The sequence below is a fragment of the Pseudarthrobacter chlorophenolicus genome (genome assembly GCF_000962805.1).
GTDB classification, from domain to species: Bacteria; Actinomycetota; Actinomycetes; order Actinomycetales; family Micrococcaceae; genus Arthrobacter; species Arthrobacter chlorophenolicus_A.
Genome location: NZ_JZTW01000006.1, coordinates 57582 through 71965, shown reverse-complemented (window position 1 = coordinate 71965; position 14384 = coordinate 57582). Strand labels below are relative to the sequence as shown.

The window sequence follows — 14384 nt, the reverse complement described above, 5'->3', positions numbered from 1 at the left end:
GCGATATTCGGTGGCCCTCACCTCCGCGGCTTACAGGTGGCCTGAAATGGCGTATCTCTGCCTTTTGCTTTCCGGCGCCGTCCTGCTGGTTAACGGCCTGGCCACCCTTAACCGGCTGCCGTGGCGGGATGCCGCCATCCTGAACCTGGTGGTGGGGTCAGTCCAGCTGCTGCTGGGACTCATGTCCGCGGCGGATGGCGCGGCGCTGCCGCTGACGGTGGCCGGCATGTTCCTGTTCGGCCTGACCTATGTCTACGTGGGGCTGGACGCGCTGCTGCAGCTGGGATCGAAGGGGTTGGGCTGGTTCTGCGGCATGGTGGCCGGGCTGGGGTTGTTGCTCGCCGCGGCCTGGCTCGGCGCCGATCCCCTGCTGGCAGTCCTGTGGCTCGCCTGGGCTGTGCTGTGGGGCTCCCTGTTCGGTTCCCTGGCACTGGGCCGGAAGCGGATGGACCCTTTTATCGGATGGGCCCTGGTGCTGGCCAGCCCCGTTACGGCCACCGTTCCGGCCTTCCTGGGGCTGGCCGGCAACTGGCCTGCCGGCCCGGAGGCCGCCTGGGTGGCAGCCATCATGGTGGCCGGGCTGTTCTGTGCCGCGCACGGGCTGGCCCGGCGCGAAGCCTCGGCTCCGCACCGGGCCAATCCGTTGCCGCCCGGCAACGCCACCGGCCGGGCAACGCTCAGCTGAGCCGCAGGTCCGGGTTAGCCGTTCCCTGGCCGGCACGGTCCAAGTGGCGCTGCACCCTGGCTTCCACCAGCACCCCTGCCACGAAGACCACGGGCACGGCGGCCAGCAGGGCCGCCGCTGTTTCCGCGCTGCCGCCGATCAGGGCCGTGAAGTTGCTGACCACGAGGTAGAGGACCCACGCGAGCAGGGCGGATGCGAGCGCCGGCGCGATCAGCGTCTGCCACAGCCCGGCCCCGGCGGATTCGCGGCGGCAGAAACCGACGACGGCCACGGAGCAGAGCATGTACAGCACCAGCAGCGCGGCCACGGCGAGCCCGCTGAACCAGGAGAACAGGGTGAGGACGGGGTCCAGGGCAAGTGCCGCGAACGGCATCACCAGGACGACGGCGGCGGCGGTCTGGATCCACGCGGCTACGGCGGGTGCGCGGTGCCGGTTGGTCCGGGCAACCCGGGCGGGCATGGAACCGCGGAGCGCCAGCGAATGCAGGTAGCGGTTGATGCCGTTGTGGAAGGCAATGATCCCGGCCAGCAGCGACGTCACCAGCAGGATGCCGGTGACCGTCCCCGCCCACGGACCGAAGAGTTCCACCATGGGGCCGAGCACGAAGGAGGTGGCATCTCCCGATTCCAGGGCTGCCCCGGCGGCGTCCATCGCCCTTGCCGGCCCGTAGTAGCTGACCAGCATCCAGGAAATGAAGGAAAAGAACACCGAGATGACGCCTACGGACAGGTAGGTGGCCCGCGCTACCGTGCGGTGCGGGTCCTTGGCTTCGGCCGAGTAGATGGCGGTGGATTCGAACCCGAACATGGACGCCACGGCAAACATGATGGCCACACCGGGGGCGCCGGCGCCGATGGCCTGGGGCGAGAAGGACGCCGCAACGCTGATCCCCTCCGGGCCGCCGCCGCTGAAGAGCACGGTGAAGCCGAACAGCAGCAGCACAGCCACCTCCAGCCCCACCAGCAGGGCCAGGATGCGGGCACCGAGTTCGATATTCAGGGACCCGAGCACCTGGACGCCGGCCATGGTGGCAAGCGCCAGCACCCACCACGGAACGTCAAGGCCCACGGAGGCGAGCAGCCCCGAGAATGCTGCACCGTACAGCCCGTACATGGCCCCCTGGATGGTGTTGTAAGCCAGCAGGGCCAGCCAGGCCGCACCCGCACCGGTTTTCCGGCCGAACGCCGCCGTCACATAGGCGTAGAAGGCGCCGTTGGCCTGGATCCTGCGGCTCATGGCCACGAAGCCCACCGCGAAGATCACAATCACGACGCCGACAATCAGGTAGGCGCCCGGGGCTCCGGCGCCGTTGCCCAGGGCTGCGGCGAGCGGTGAGGCGCCCACGATGCCCGTCAGCGGAGCCTGGGCGGACAGGACAAAGAAGAGAATGCCCATCACTCCGACGCTTCCGGCGCGGAGGGCTGTGGAGTGCTCCCTGGCCGGAGCGTCAGTGGTCCGGGGTTCGGAATTCGAAATACTCATAAGGGTCCTTCTCACGGTCATGAGCGGGGAAGATGTTGAGGAATCCAGCTTCGCAGCGGAGCGCAGGCGCCCGTTTGTCCGCCAGCGACCGGTTCTTGTCCGTGAGCGCAGCGGTGCGTATGACAGTCCTTTACTGCCGCACCGCCGCGGTTCCGCGAATAGCCCTTGCCCGCCGGGGTACGGTGAATTCGTGCGCAAGGTGTCCCGGGGTTTCGCCTCCGGGCCATGGAAGTAACCTTCGGAAAGAGGAACCATGAGCGAACCGACCACCAGCGAGGGGATTTTTGAAGCAGATGCCCTCGACGCCGAAGAAGGCCAGGAGACGGCCGCTGCCACCGAGCAGGCAGCCGACGCGGAGATCAGTTACGACGAACAGTTCTACCCGGCACGCCCCAAAGCCCTGAGGCCCATCGCCCGGCGCCGCCAGTACCTTGCCACCAGGCCGTCCTTCGAGTTCGACGGACGCAACGCCGCCTACGTCGAATGGCTGCGGAACCAGGCGATGCTCGGGGATGCCAACACGCTCGCCCGGCAACTCTCGGGCCAGGCCAGCATGTGGCAAAACTCCTACGCGCACCCCAACCCGCGTGCCGCCGTCGAACGCGCGCCCGTGTGGTTCACCGCCTATCCCCTGTCCTTCATCACCCAACCCGGCCAGTCCTTCCTGTCGGCCCTGGGCGACGAGGGAATGTGGGAGGCGTTCCGGAACATCGGCATCCGGGCCATCCACACCGGGCCGGTCAAGCTGGCCGGCGGCATCAGCGGGTGGATGCAGACCCCCAGCGTGGACGGCCACTTCGACCGGATCAGCATGGGCATCGATCCGGTGTTCGGCGACGAGGATGAATTCCGGCGGATGTGCGAAGTGGCCGCGGAGCACGGCGGCACCATCATCGACGACATCGTTCCGGGCCACACCGGCAAGGGCGCCGATTTCCGCCTCGCCGAAATGAACTTCCGGGACTACCCCGGCATCTACCACATGGTGGACATCCCCGAGGAGGACTGGCACCTGCTGCCGGAGGTCCCCGAAGGCAAGGACTCGGTGAACCTCAGCCCGGACGCAGAACAGGCACTGCAAAAAGCCGGCTACATCATCGGCCGCCTGCAGCGCGTGATCTTCTACGAACCCGGTGTGAAGGAAACCAACTGGAGCGCCACGCGGGCCATCGTGGACACCACCGGAAAGACCCGCCGCTGGGTCTACCTCCATTACTTCAAGGCCGGCCAGCCGTCCATTAACTGGCTGGACCCCACGTTCGCCGGCATGCGCCTGGTGGTGGGCGATGCCCTGCACTCGCTGGTGGACCTTGGCACCGGCGCCCTGCGGCTCGATGCCAACGGGTTCCTGGGCGTGGAGAAGAGCGCCGAGGAGGAGCCGGGCTGGTCCGAGGGGCACCCGCTGTCCGAGGCCGCCAACCAGCTCATCGGTTCCATGATCCGCAAGGTGGGCGGGTTCTCCTTCCAGGAACTGAACCTCACCATCGACGACATCAAGGCCACCTCCGAATCGGGCCCCGACCTTTCCTACGACTTCATCACCCGTCCCGCGTACCACTTCGCACTGGTCACGGGGGATACGGAGTTCCTGCGGCTCACGCTCCGGCTCTCCCAGGAGATCGGGGTGGACCAGGCTTCATTGGTCCATGCCCTCCAGAACCACGACGAGCTCACCTACGAACTCATGCACTTCGCCGCGGGCCACCGGGACGACGTCTTCGAGCTCGGCGGCCAGGAAATGACCGGGTGCCAGATCGCCGAGCACGTCCAGCAGACCATGCGGGAGCGGCTCACCGGCGAAAACGCCCCCTACAACTCCGTGTTCACCATGAACGGGATCGCCTGCACCACTGTCAGTTTCATCATGGCCACCCTGGGGATCCAGGATCCGGAGGAACTCACGCCGGAGCAGGAAGCGCAGGTCCTGGACGCCCACATCCTGCTGTCCATGTACAACGCGCTGCAGCCGGGCGTGTTCGCACTGTCCGGCTGGGACCTCACCGGGATTTCGGTGCTGGACCGCGGCACCGTTGGGGAGCTGATCGCGCAGGGCGACACCCGCTGGATCAACCGCGGCGCCCACGACATCATGGGCACCAGCCCGGACGCCACGGCCTCATCCTCCGGGATGCCCCGCGCCCGCAGCCTCTACGGGCCGCTCCCGGAACAGCTCGAGAATGAAAACTCCTTTGCCCGCAGGCTCCAGCGGATCCTGGCGGTACGGGAGGAGCACGGCATTGCCACCGGAACGCTACTGGACGTGCCGGACGTTTCGCACCGCGGCCTGCTGGTCCTGGTCAACGGGCTGGCCGGCGGCGGCGTCGAAATCACTGTGCTCAACTTCTCCGGCCAGGACATCTCCGGCAGTGTCCGGTCCACCCACCTTCCGCCGGGCGCCAGCGTGCGCGACCTCTTCAGCGGTGAAACCGTGGGCCAGGTGGATGACCTGCACAGCTTCTTCATCGACCTGCCGGCGTATCAGGGCACCGCGCTGCTGCTTGAGGTTGAAGAAGCGGACGACGACGGCTCCGCGGCCACGGGGGCCTGATCCCCGGGGCGGGGCTGCTTCGGTAACGGGAGTACGCCCCGCCGTGGCGGGAGCACCTGGGCCAGGAAGATGACGAGGACCCCGGCGAGCGGGACCACCAAAAGGCCGGTGCGCACACTGGTGGCGTCGGCAATGAGCCCCACGACGGGTGGTGAGCAGAGGAAGCCCAGGCGCATCAGCCAGCTGACCAGCGTCAGTCCGGTGCCGTGCCGCAGCCCGGGCAGTTCATCCGCGGTGTGCATGGCGGCCGGGACCAGGGTGGCCACACCCAGGCCGGCGGCGGCGAACCCGGCGATGGTTCCGGGGACTGTGGGCCAGGCCAGGGCAAAGCCCATGCCGGCGAGCACGATCAGGCCGCCGCAGCGGGCGACTGCGCGCTGGCCGAAACGGTCCACCAGCCGGTCCCCCACCAGCCGGCCAACGAACTGGGCGCCGGTCAGCGACACATAACCCAGGGCTGCGAGTGAAGCGGCAGCCCCCAGGGAACCGGACAGGTAGACGGCGGCCCAGGTGCTGCCGGCGTCCTCCACCAGGCTTCCTGAAACTGCAATCAGCACCAAGGCGGCCAGGATTGCCCAGATCTTCAGGCGCGGCCGTCCTGCGGTTTTGGCCATCCCCGCTGCCTGGGCAGCCTCCTCCACGGCTGCGGGATCATGGCCCGGCAGGAGCAGCCTCGAGGCGGCAAATGCCATGGCCGCGAAGACCAGGCAGGACAGGCCGAGGTGGAGCCCGCGGGACAACCCGGCCAGGATAGCACCGGCGCCCATCAGCCCGCCCAGGACGGCGCCGATGCTCCACACCGCATGGAACGAGTTCAGGATGGACCGGCCGTACAGGCGTTGCACCCTGAGCCCGTGCGAATTCTGGGCCACGTCCGTGATGGCATCGGCGGCACCAGCGGCAAAGAGCGCGCCGGCCAGCAGCGCCCAGGATGGCGCCACTCCGGCCGCCAGCACCCCGGCCCCGGTCAGCACGGTGCCGGCTACCGCCACCGCTGCGCTACCGAAGCGCCGGATCAGCGCGGCGGCGCCCAGTCCCGCCACCAGTGCGCCCAGCGGAAAGGCCGCCACCGCCAGGCCGAACTGCGCGTTGGAGAGGTGCAGTTCATCCATGATGGCCGGGTAGCGCGGCAGGAGGTTGGCGAAGAGTGCACCGTTGGTCAGGAACAGCAGTGCCACGCCGATGCGTGCCCGGCGGAGCCGGGCTTGCGGGAGGGCAGGGGTTTCGGAGGAAGCCATGGGATGGCCTTTCTGGGGTGTCAGGTCAGGGGTGCGCTGCGTCAGTGGTGTGTTGCGGCGGGCGTGGTGATGCGGGCCACCGCCTCGGCCGTGGCGGCCCGGTGGTGTTCTTCGGTGTCCAGCGCGGCGTGGAGGGACAAGCCTTCGATCAGGGCGTCCAGCATCCGGCACGTGGCGGGGTCGAAGTGCCGGACCAGCGCGTCGCGGCTCTGCTTCATCCAGGCGTGGGTGATCTTCCGGTAAACCGGTTCGCGGGCGGCCAGGGTGTACAGCTCCTGGGTGAGGACCAGTTCGCGGGCTGAGCCCGTGAGGTCCTCGTGGATCAGGTCAACCACGGCGGCGCGGGCCTCGTCGAAGGTGGTTGCCTGCGCCATCCGGGCTTCGAAACGGACGGCGATGGTGGCCGCGAAACGGGTAAAGGCTTCACGCAGCACCTCATCCATGCCGGTGAAGTGGTAGGTCATGGAGCCCAGCGGCACATCCGCCCGGGCTGCGATCTTTCGGTGGGACGCCCCGGCCACCCCGGCTTCGGCGATGACGTCCAGGGCCGCGGAGATGATGCGGTCCCGCCGTTCCGGGTCGAAGCGGCGCTGGGTCACTGCCATGGGGAAACCCTCACGGCAGGTCCTTGACCACCCGGGCCGGGTTCCCCACGGCCACCACGTTGGCGGGGACGTCCCTGGTGACCACGGCGCCCGCACCGATCACGGAGTTCTCCCCGATGCTCACGCCCGGAAGGACGATCGCGCCGCCGCCCAGCCAGACGTTGTCCCCGATGGTGATGGGCTTGGCCGCTTCGAGCTTGTCCCGGCGCGGCTGGGCTTCGAGCGGATGGGTGGGGGTCAGCAGCTGCACGTTGGGGCCGATCTGGCAGTCCCGTCCAATGGTGATCGCGGCGACGTCAAGGGCCGTCAGGTTGGAGTTGATGAAGGTACCTTCGCCCACGGTGATGGAGCTGCCGTAGTCCACGGTGATCGGCGGCCGGACATCCACGTTGGCTCCCACGGATCCCAGCAGTTCCGCCAGGATGGGACGGGCCGATTCCGGGTCCTCGATATAGGCCGCCGTGTACTGGGCCTGCAGCTTCAGGGCGCGGTGGAACGCCTTGGCGTTGTCCGGGTCATCGGCGATGTAGAGGTCCCCGGCCAGCATCCGCTCGCGGTTGGTGCGCGGATCGCCCGCGAAGTAATCGGTCATGCGTACGATCGTACACAACGGCTCCCCGTACGGACAAGACTGAATAGACAGGGCTGCATTTAACACATGGAAAGACCCCGCCGCGGCACCGGAGGCGCTGCGGCGGGGTCTTGGAACTGCGGCAAGTTGCCTTAGCCGCGGTTGTACATGACGTGCTTGGTGCGGGAGAAGTCGTCCAGGGCATAGCTGGACAGGTCGCGGCCGTAGCCGGAGCCCTTGAAGCCGCCCCACGGCATCTCGGTGGCGATGACCAGGTGCGAGTTGACCCAGACCGTGCCGAAGTCCAGGCGCCGCGGAACGGTCAGTGACCGGGCGGAGTCCTTGGTCCACACCGATGCGGCCAGGCCGTAGATGGTTTCGTTGGCCCGGGTAACGGCTTCCTCGTCGGTGCTGAAGGTCTCCACTGACACCACGGGGCCGAAGATCTCGTTGCTGGTGATCGGGGCTCCGGCCGGGACGTTGGTGACCACGGTGGGCTCGATGAAGTAGCCCTGGCCTTCGATGGCGTTGCCGCCGACGGCAATGGTGTGGCCGTCTTTGCGGACGTCCTCGAGTGCGGCAAGGACACGTTCGTAGTGCGCCTTGGAGATCATCGAGCCGATCTCGGCGTCGCCGGCGCCGGGGGTGCCCACGGTGATCTCGCTGATTTCGCGGACCAGCAGCTCGGTGAACTTTTCGGCCACGGATTCGTGGACCAGGACGCGGCAGGCGGCGCCGCATTCCTGGCCGCCGTTCCAGAATCCGGCACTGCGGACGCCCTTGGCAGCGGCCTCGAGGTCGGCGTCGTCAAACACGACGACGGGCGCCTTGCCGCCAAGTTCCAGGTGGACGCGCTTGACCGAGGCGGCTGCGCTGGCGGCCACCTTCTGGCCGCTGCCCACGCTGCCGGTGATGGCAACCAGGTCCACGCCGGGGTGCTCGGAGAGGCGGTTGCCCACCACGCGGCCCGGGCCGGTGACGATGTTCACGACGCCGGCCGGAACCTCGTCAGCGATCAGTTCGGCCAGCTTGAGGGTGGCCAGCGGCGTCTGCTCGGACGGCTTGAGCACCAGCGTGTTGCCGGCGCCCAGGACCGGGGCGATCTTCCAGGCCGCCATCAGCAGCGGGTAGTTCCAGGGCGTAATGACGCCGACAACGCCCACCGGCTCGCGGTGGATCACCGAGGTGTGGTTCTCTGCGTAGTCGTCCGCGCCGAGCGTGCTGAAGGCACGGGCCGCACCGGCGGAGAACCGGAAGGTGTCGATGGCGCTGGAGATGTCGTCCTCAGCCACGGCCGCGGGCTTGCCGGTGTTGGCGGACTCCAGCGTTTCGAAGACTTCCCGGTTCTTCTCGATGATGTCCGCGATCTTCAGCAGCACCGCCGAACGGTCCCGCGGCGTGGTGGCGGCCCAGGACGCCTTGGCGGCAACGGCCGCTGCGACAGCGGCGTCCACGTCTTCCGCCGTGCCGGCCGGCACCTGGGTGAGGACTTCCTCGGTGGCCGGGTTGACGACGTCGGCCGTCTCACCCGAGGTGGAGGGGACGAACTTTCCGCCGATGAACTGGCCAAACGGAGGGAGTGCCGGTACGGGCGGCGTCTCCGCCCGGAGGACCGTGAAGGATGTCTTTTCTGCGGTGGTCATGGCGTGCCTGAAGTCCTTTCGGTGGAACGGCTGGTGTGGTGCAGGTGATGGTGGTGGTGCTCGACGGGAACCTTCTCCTCCCAGAAGTCGGCGCCCTCAATACCCAGCGCCTTGGGGTCGAAGGTGGGGTCCTGGCCGAGTTTCCGCTGGCGTTCGTAGTCCTTGTGGATCCGGCGGACCAGCGGGAACAGGAAGACCAGGCAGATCAGGTTGACCCAGGCGATCAGGCCAAGCCCGATGTCACCGGCGGCCCACATGATCTGCGCGTTCACGATGGATCCGAAGAACACAATGGCCATGGTGCCGATCTTGAGGACGTTCTTCCACAGCTGCCCCGGCCTGCCGTCCAGCAGGTAAAGGAGGTTGGAGTTGGCGACGTAGAAGTAGGCGAGCAGGCAGGTGAAGCCGAAGAGCAGGACGGCAACGGCAACGAAGCCGGCGCCCCAGCCCGGGACCAGGGTGTCGATCGATTCCTGCACCCAGTTGGCACCGACCGGCACGCCGGGCAGGTTGTTGACCAGGTAGCCGCCGGATCCGTCGGCCACGTTGTACTTGCCGGAAACCACCATCATGAGCCCGGTGGCCATGCAGATGAGCAGCACGTCGATGTAGATGCTGAAGGTCTGGACCAGGCCCTGCTTTGCGGGGTGCGAGGTGCGGGCCGCTGCCGCGGCAAAGGTTGCCTCGCCGAGCCCGTTCGAGGAGGCGAAGACCGCCCGGCGGACGCCCCAGGCCACGGCAGCGCCGGCGATGCCGCCCAGGAGTGGATGGATGCCGATGGCGGACTGGAAGATCAGTGCGACGGCGGCGGGGACGCTGCCGAAGTTGATGGCGATGACCGCCAGGGCCAGGACCAGATAGCCGATGGCCAGGACCGGCACGAGTGCCTGGGTGACCTTCACGAGGCGGCCGGTGCCACCGAAGATGACGAGCGCGATCAGCACGGTCACCAGGATCGCGGGGATCCAGCTGTCCAGGCCGAAGGCGAGCTTGGCGGTTGCGGCGATGGTGTTGACCTGCAGGCCGGGGAAGACAAAGCCGTAGCCAATGACGCCGAGCACGGCCACCAGGGCGCCCACCTTGGGAAGCTTCAGGCCGTACTTGATGTAGTACGGCATGCCGCCGATATCCTCGTTGGCGTTCCGCCGGTCCTCATCCTGGACCTGGCGCTTGAAGGTTTGGGACAGCGCGGCTTCGGCGTAGCCCACCGTGCAGCCCACCAGGCCGGTTATGGCCATCCATACCAGGGCGCCGGGCCCGCCGGCGCCCACCGCCGTGGCCACGCCGGCGATGCTGCCCACGCCCACGCGGCTGGCCAGTGCCAGCACGAGTGCCTGGAAGGAGGACAGGCCGCCCTCTCCCCCTTCGCTGTCCTTGAGTTGACGGAGCATGTCCGGGATGCGGCGGAACTGGATGCCCTTGGTGGCAATGGAGTAGGCAACACCCAGGCCCAGGACCACGTAGGCCATGGGCGCCCAGATGGCGTCGGAAACGGTGGACAGGAAAGCGCCGAAATCGGAATCCATGGCCTAGCCGACGGTCTGGTACAGGGCGGACAATGCCTGCTTGACCCGGCCCAGGTCTTCGCTGGCGAGGTCCGCGGTGGGGCGGCGGGGCGATCCGGCCGGAAGGCCCTGGAGCGTCAGGCCAGCCTTCACGGCAGGGATGAACGGAACGGACAGGAGGGCATCGATCACGGGGTAGACCTTCTTCCACTGCTCCAGTGCGCCCTGCAGGTCGCCCCCGGCGATGCGTCGGCTCACATCGACGATCTCAGCCGGGACAACGTTGGCGGTGCCGGCCATGACGCCTGCAGCACCTTCCACGAGGGCGCTGTAGAGGTAGACGTCCCAGCCGATGAAGGTGCCGATGACGTCGCTGTGGTGGTGGATCAGCTGCAGGGCCTGTTCCCAGTTGGCGCTGGAGTCCTTGATGTAGCGGATGTTGTCCACGTCTTCGGCCAGCGCGCGGACAGTGGCCGGGTCCAGGTTGACGCCGGTGACGGCCGGGATGTTGTAGAGCATCACCGGGATGGTGACCGAGTTGGCCACGTCCTTGATGTAGGTGACGGTTTCCTCGAGGGTCAGCGGCTCGTAGTACGGCGTGACCAGCATGAGCACGTCGGCGCCCAGCTTCTCGGCGGCCTGTGACAGGCGGATGGCCTCAGCCGTGGAGGTGGCGCCCGTGTTGGCGATCACCGGGACACGGCCGTTGGCCTGCCTGATGACGGTTTCGATGAGCAGCAACCGCTCCTCGGAGGACAGCGCCCCCACCTCGCCGGTGGAACCGGCTGCCACAACGCCGTCAACCCCGGCGTCAATGGAGCGGTCGACGATCAGGCGCAGGGTCTCGACGTCGAGGGATTCGTCCTGCTTGAAGGGGGTGGTCAAGGCGGTGAGGACACCGCGGAGTGCGTGGGACATGAAGTGTTTCCTTACTGAAGTACGGGGGTCAGGGATGGAGGTTTTTGGGCCTGGGGTCAGGCGACGATTGACAGGCCGGAGAGCGGCGGTGCCTGGCGGTGGGTGGCCAGCACGCTGGCAGCTTCCTGCGCGGCGGAGAACCCGGTGGTGATGGAGCTTTCGGTGTACAGCGTGCCCAGGTAGTCGCCGGCCAGGAAGACGCGGTCGGTTCCGCGCATCAGGGTGGACTGGATCTTTGCCCGGCCCGGGAAGCAATACGGCGAGGCGTTCTTCCACCGGTCCACCTTGGCTTCGACGACGCTGTCCGCGAAGCCGTGGCCCAGCACCTGGTCCAAATCGGTGAGGTGGGTTTTGATGACCTCCTCCTCAGGCTTCTCCAGCAGGGCCTTGCCGAGGCTGGCGGGCGAGAAGGTCATGAAGCTGCCACCGGGCTTGCGGACGGATTCGGTGCCGCGCACGATGCTCGCCTGGTTCAGGGCAATCGCGAAGGAGCGCTTGGGGGCGGCGATGGCGTAGATGTCATCCCACGGCTTCGCAGTGGTTTCGTTGGTCAGGAAGGCGGTGCTCACGTGCGGGCCGTATTTGATCTGGCCCAGCGCCCCGCGAAGCTCTTCGGGAAGGTCCACGCCGATCTTGTGCGAGACGTCGGCAGTGGTGGCCAGGACCACGGTGCGGGCCTCCACTTCGCGGTCGACGCCGTCCTGGCGGTACCTGACCAGCACGGAATCCTTTTTGTGGACTACTTCGTGCACCACCGCGCCGAGCTCGATGCGGTCACCCAGTGCCGCGGCGATGGATTCGGTCAGGGTGGACGGTCCGCCCACGATGCCCTGGCTGAGCCCCTGGCCGAAACCGAGGACCAGGCTGAAGTAGCCGATGCCGGCGCCCGCGGAGATCTGGTCCATGTCTCCGGCGGACCGGGTCACGGTGGTCTTGAACAGGGCGGCGGCGTCCTCGGACAGGTTGCCCACGAAGTCCTGAAAGGAGGTGCTGTTCTCGAAGTCGTAGATCCGCTGCTGGCGCATGGCCCCTGATTCGCCGATGCGCTTGCGCACCACACCGGTGTACTTGGCCACTCCGCTGACCACCTTCAGGCCGGCACGCATGGTGTCGACGCGGGCGGCCAGGGACATGGGGATGCGGAAGGGGTAGGTGGCGATGTGTCCCTTCTTGATGAACTTGCCGTTCATGGACAGCCCCTGCAGGGAGCCGGGGATCTGGACGGCCATGACGCCGACTTCGTTGAGCAGGGCATCCGTGGAGGAACCGGCGCCGGCGAAGACGTGCCCGCCCCAGTTCAGCCAGTAGTCACCGCGCCGTTCTGAACGGATGCGTCCGCCCACCCGGGCGCCGGATTCCAGGACCACTGTGTCCCAGTGCCGCAGCCGCCAGGCCGCCGAGAGGCCGGCGAGTCCGCCGCCAACGATTACTGCGTCTTTCATCTGACCATTTCCTTGCTGTTGTTCGTTGTGCCCGGTAGCCGCCGTCGGTGGCTGCGTCCCGAAGTTGCGTGGGCCGGCACGGCCCTGGTTCCGGAGAACGCCCGAGGTGCCGCGCCGCCGTCGGGCTTCACTGTCGGGCGAAGCCGGAACCTGTGGATCCAATCTGTGTGACTCAAACCACCATAAGATGTGATCACAGATCACACAATAGTTTCAGCGAAGATTTCTTTGGCCTTCGGGGGCTCGCTGATTGAGCCGGCCGGGCGCGTCTCCCGCCGGCCGTATATTGGACGGGTGGTCATTTCCAAGCGCATCGAGCCCACCCTGCTGACGGATCAGGTCTTTGCGATGATCCACGCCTCGATCCTCAGCGGCGACCTTCCGGCTGGCTCCCGGCTCAAGGTGCGGGACCTCGCCGAGCAGGTGGGCACCAGCGTGATGCCCGTACGTGAGGCGATCCGCCGGCTGGAGGAGATGGGCCTGGCAGAGCGGGAGCCCCACAAGGGGGCCGTGGTCAAGAGCCTGACCTTCGAGGAACTCATCCACGTCTACGGCGTCCGCAGGCTCCTGGAAACCGAGGCGGCCAGGCTGGGCAGCGAAAACATCACGCCCGAGGACTGCCAAAGGATGCAGTCCGAATACGAACTGATGCGCAAGGCCATCGACGAACAACGGGTAATCGCCCTGCTGGACCACGATGAGGCGATGCTGGCCATCCTGTACCAGGCCAGCGGCAACCCGGTGCTGCTCCAGATGATCCGGACGCTCTGGCAACAGTGCCGGGCGTACAAGATCGTCGGCGCCCAGGGTTCGCTGGACTCCGGCACTGACGATTCGCTGTGGCGGTACCAGCAGGACCTTGTGACGGCGGCACGCAACGGTGATGCAGCGGCCGCGGCAGCGGTGAACGAGGCCTCCCTCGTGGATGCCACAGAGCGCATCAGGGCCAGGCTCGCCGAGCAGGCCACACCGTAGTGCTCGACATTCCCCTGGTGGGCCGGGCGGAACGCGTTGAGGAGTCCCTCAACGACGTTGCCTACCGCGTCATCGCCGACCGGCTGATCATGCTCGAGATCCGGCCCAATGAGTCCATCAACGAGACCCAGCTTTCGAAGGAAATGCAGATGGGCCGGACGCCCATCCGGGAAGCCTTGCGCCGACTGGAAGGTGACAGGCTGGTGGTGTCGCATGCGCGCAAGGGGGCCTATGCGGCGCCCATCGACTTTGCCGACCCGGAGGAAATCGCCCAGTTGCGCCAGGCCCTGGAACCCATGGCAGCGGAATTGGCGGCACGGCTGGCCAGCACCAATGCCCGCAAGACCTTCGAGAAGTACCGGGAGATCATCCGCACACTGGACCCTGCCGGCGTCGAACAAAGCGACCTGATGCGCCTTGACCTGGCCGTGCACCAACTGGTTTACCGGGCGGCCGGCAACAGCCACCTGGAAGAAACCCTGCTGCGTTACGCCAACCTGTGGACCCGGATACTGGGACTGATGCTGGAGCGCCGGCCGCTGATCCTGGAGCAGTTGCAGGAACTGGGCGGCGTAGTCCAGGCCATTCTCGACAGGGATGGGGCGGAGGCTTCGCGCCTGATGACCGCGCAGCTCAACGGGCTCAACGAGTACCTCCGCGCGTAACATCCGCCCAGGTATTGATTTGTGATCCAGCGCACCCTACTCTCCTAATATATCAAGTGTCGACGCTTGATCGAGCAAGACCTCTTCCACGACACCAGCCCGGCTC

General features: G+C 67.2%; 12 protein-coding genes. 4 read left to right on the top strand and 8 right to left on the bottom strand.

Annotated features, from left to right (window positions below; translation table 11 throughout):
- The first annotated feature begins 46 nt into the window (after window positions 1-46).
- Window positions 47-685, top strand: coding sequence for an AmiS/UreI family transporter (locus UC32_RS08120; RefSeq protein WP_045730729.1), 639 nt, complete (start codon window positions 47-49; stop codon window positions 683-685).
- Here UC32_RS08120 and UC32_RS08115 read toward each other — a convergent pair.
- Window positions 678-2168 (bottom strand): APC family permease, encoded by a 1491-nt coding sequence (locus tag UC32_RS08115; RefSeq protein WP_045730728.1) that lies wholly within the window; start codon window positions 2166-2168, stop codon window positions 678-680. The two genes, UC32_RS08120 and UC32_RS08115, sit on opposite strands and share 8 nt — an antisense overlap.
- 253 nt (window positions 2169-2421) lie before the next feature.
- Here UC32_RS08115 and treS point away from each other — a divergent pair, with 253 nt between their 5' ends.
- Window positions 2422-4716, top strand: a complete 2295-nt coding sequence (gene treS / locus UC32_RS08110; protein ID WP_045730727.1) for a maltose alpha-D-glucosyltransferase — start codon at window positions 2422-2424, stop codon at window positions 4714-4716.
- Here treS and UC32_RS08105 read toward each other — a convergent pair.
- From UC32_RS08105 to UC32_RS08075, 7 genes are all read right to left on the bottom strand, one after another.
- Window positions 4647-5954: an MFS transporter gene (locus UC32_RS08105; RefSeq protein ID WP_045730726.1), complete on the bottom strand. Its 1308-nt coding sequence runs from the start codon at window positions 5952-5954 to the stop codon at window positions 4647-4649. The genes treS and UC32_RS08105 overlap by 70 nt on opposite strands.
- Before the next feature lie 41 nt (window positions 5955-5995).
- Window positions 5996-6559, bottom strand: a complete 564-nt coding sequence (locus UC32_RS08100; RefSeq protein WP_045730725.1) for a TetR/AcrR family transcriptional regulator — start codon at window positions 6557-6559, stop codon at window positions 5996-5998.
- Window positions 6560-6569: 10 nt separating this feature from the next.
- Window positions 6570-7151: a sugar O-acetyltransferase gene (locus UC32_RS08095; protein ID WP_045730724.1), complete on the bottom strand. Its 582-nt coding sequence runs from the start codon at window positions 7149-7151 to the stop codon at window positions 6570-6572.
- A gap of 131 nt (window positions 7152-7282) precedes the next feature.
- Entirely contained in the window at window positions 7283-8773 is a 1491-nt protein-coding gene (locus tag UC32_RS08090; protein ID WP_200896353.1) for an aminobutyraldehyde dehydrogenase, read from the bottom strand.
- On the bottom strand, window positions 8770-10299 hold the full coding sequence (locus UC32_RS08085) for an alanine/glycine:cation symporter family protein (protein ID WP_015938735.1): 1530 nt from the start codon (window positions 10297-10299) through the stop codon (window positions 8770-8772). The genes UC32_RS08090 and UC32_RS08085 overlap by 4 nt, the downstream gene beginning before the upstream one ends.
- 3 nt (window positions 10300-10302) lie before the next feature.
- The gene (gene dapA / locus UC32_RS08080; RefSeq protein WP_045730723.1) at window positions 10303-11196 is read right to left on the bottom strand and encodes a 4-hydroxy-tetrahydrodipicolinate synthase; all 894 of its coding nucleotides are present in this window, start codon (window positions 11194-11196) and stop codon (window positions 10303-10305) included.
- A 56-nt stretch (window positions 11197-11252) separates the two neighbouring features.
- Window positions 11253-12638: a protoporphyrinogen/coproporphyrinogen oxidase gene (locus UC32_RS08075; protein ID WP_045730722.1), complete on the bottom strand. Its 1386-nt coding sequence runs from the start codon at window positions 12636-12638 to the stop codon at window positions 11253-11255.
- A 294-nt stretch (window positions 12639-12932) separates the two neighbouring features.
- On the opposite strand from UC32_RS08075, the gene UC32_RS08070 reads away from it, so the two are divergent.
- Together UC32_RS08070 and UC32_RS08065 are read left to right on the top strand one after the other, a co-directional pair.
- Window positions 12933-13613, top strand: a complete 681-nt coding sequence (locus UC32_RS08070; RefSeq protein WP_200896352.1) for a GntR family transcriptional regulator — start codon at window positions 12933-12935, stop codon at window positions 13611-13613.
- A complete protein-coding gene (locus tag UC32_RS08065; protein ID WP_052690542.1) occupies window positions 13613-14278 on the top strand; it encodes a GntR family transcriptional regulator in 666 nt (221 codons plus the stop codon). Before UC32_RS08070 ends, UC32_RS08065 begins: the two co-directional genes overlap by 1 nt.
- The last annotated feature ends 106 nt before the right edge of the window (window positions 14279-14384 follow it).

What these genes read in the sequence shown, in the direction of transcription:
- UC32_RS08120 (WP_045730729.1), top strand. Translation starts at nt 47, where the DNA reads ATGGCGTATCTCTGCCTTTTGCTTTCCGGCGCCGTCCTGCTGGTTAAC.
- UC32_RS08115 (WP_045730728.1), bottom strand. Translation starts at nt 2,168, where the DNA reads ATGAGTATTTCGAATTCCGAACCCCGGACCACTGACGCTCCGGCCAGG.
- treS (WP_045730727.1), top strand. Translation starts at nt 2,422, where the DNA reads ATGAGCGAACCGACCACCAGCGAGGGGATTTTTGAAGCAGATGCCCTC.
- UC32_RS08105 (WP_045730726.1), bottom strand. Translation starts at nt 5,954, where the DNA reads ATGGCTTCCTCCGAAACCCCTGCCCTCCCGCAAGCCCGGCTCCGCCGG.
- UC32_RS08100 (WP_045730725.1), bottom strand. Translation starts at nt 6,559, where the DNA reads ATGGCAGTGACCCAGCGCCGCTTCGACCCGGAACGGCGGGACCGCATC.
- UC32_RS08095 (WP_045730724.1), bottom strand. Translation starts at nt 7,151, where the DNA reads ATGACCGATTACTTCGCGGGCGATCCGCGCACCAACCGCGAGCGGATG.
- UC32_RS08090 (WP_200896353.1), bottom strand. Translation starts at nt 8,773, where the DNA reads ATGACCACCGCAGAAAAGACATCCTTCACGGTCCTCCGGGCGGAGACG.
- UC32_RS08085 (WP_015938735.1), bottom strand. Translation starts at nt 10,299, where the DNA reads ATGGATTCCGATTTCGGCGCTTTCCTGTCCACCGTTTCCGACGCCATC.
- dapA (WP_045730723.1), bottom strand. Translation starts at nt 11,196, where the DNA reads ATGTCCCACGCACTCCGCGGTGTCCTCACCGCCTTGACCACCCCCTTC.
- UC32_RS08075 (WP_045730722.1), bottom strand. Translation starts at nt 12,638, where the DNA reads ATGAAAGACGCAGTAATCGTTGGCGGCGGACTCGCCGGCCTCTCGGCG.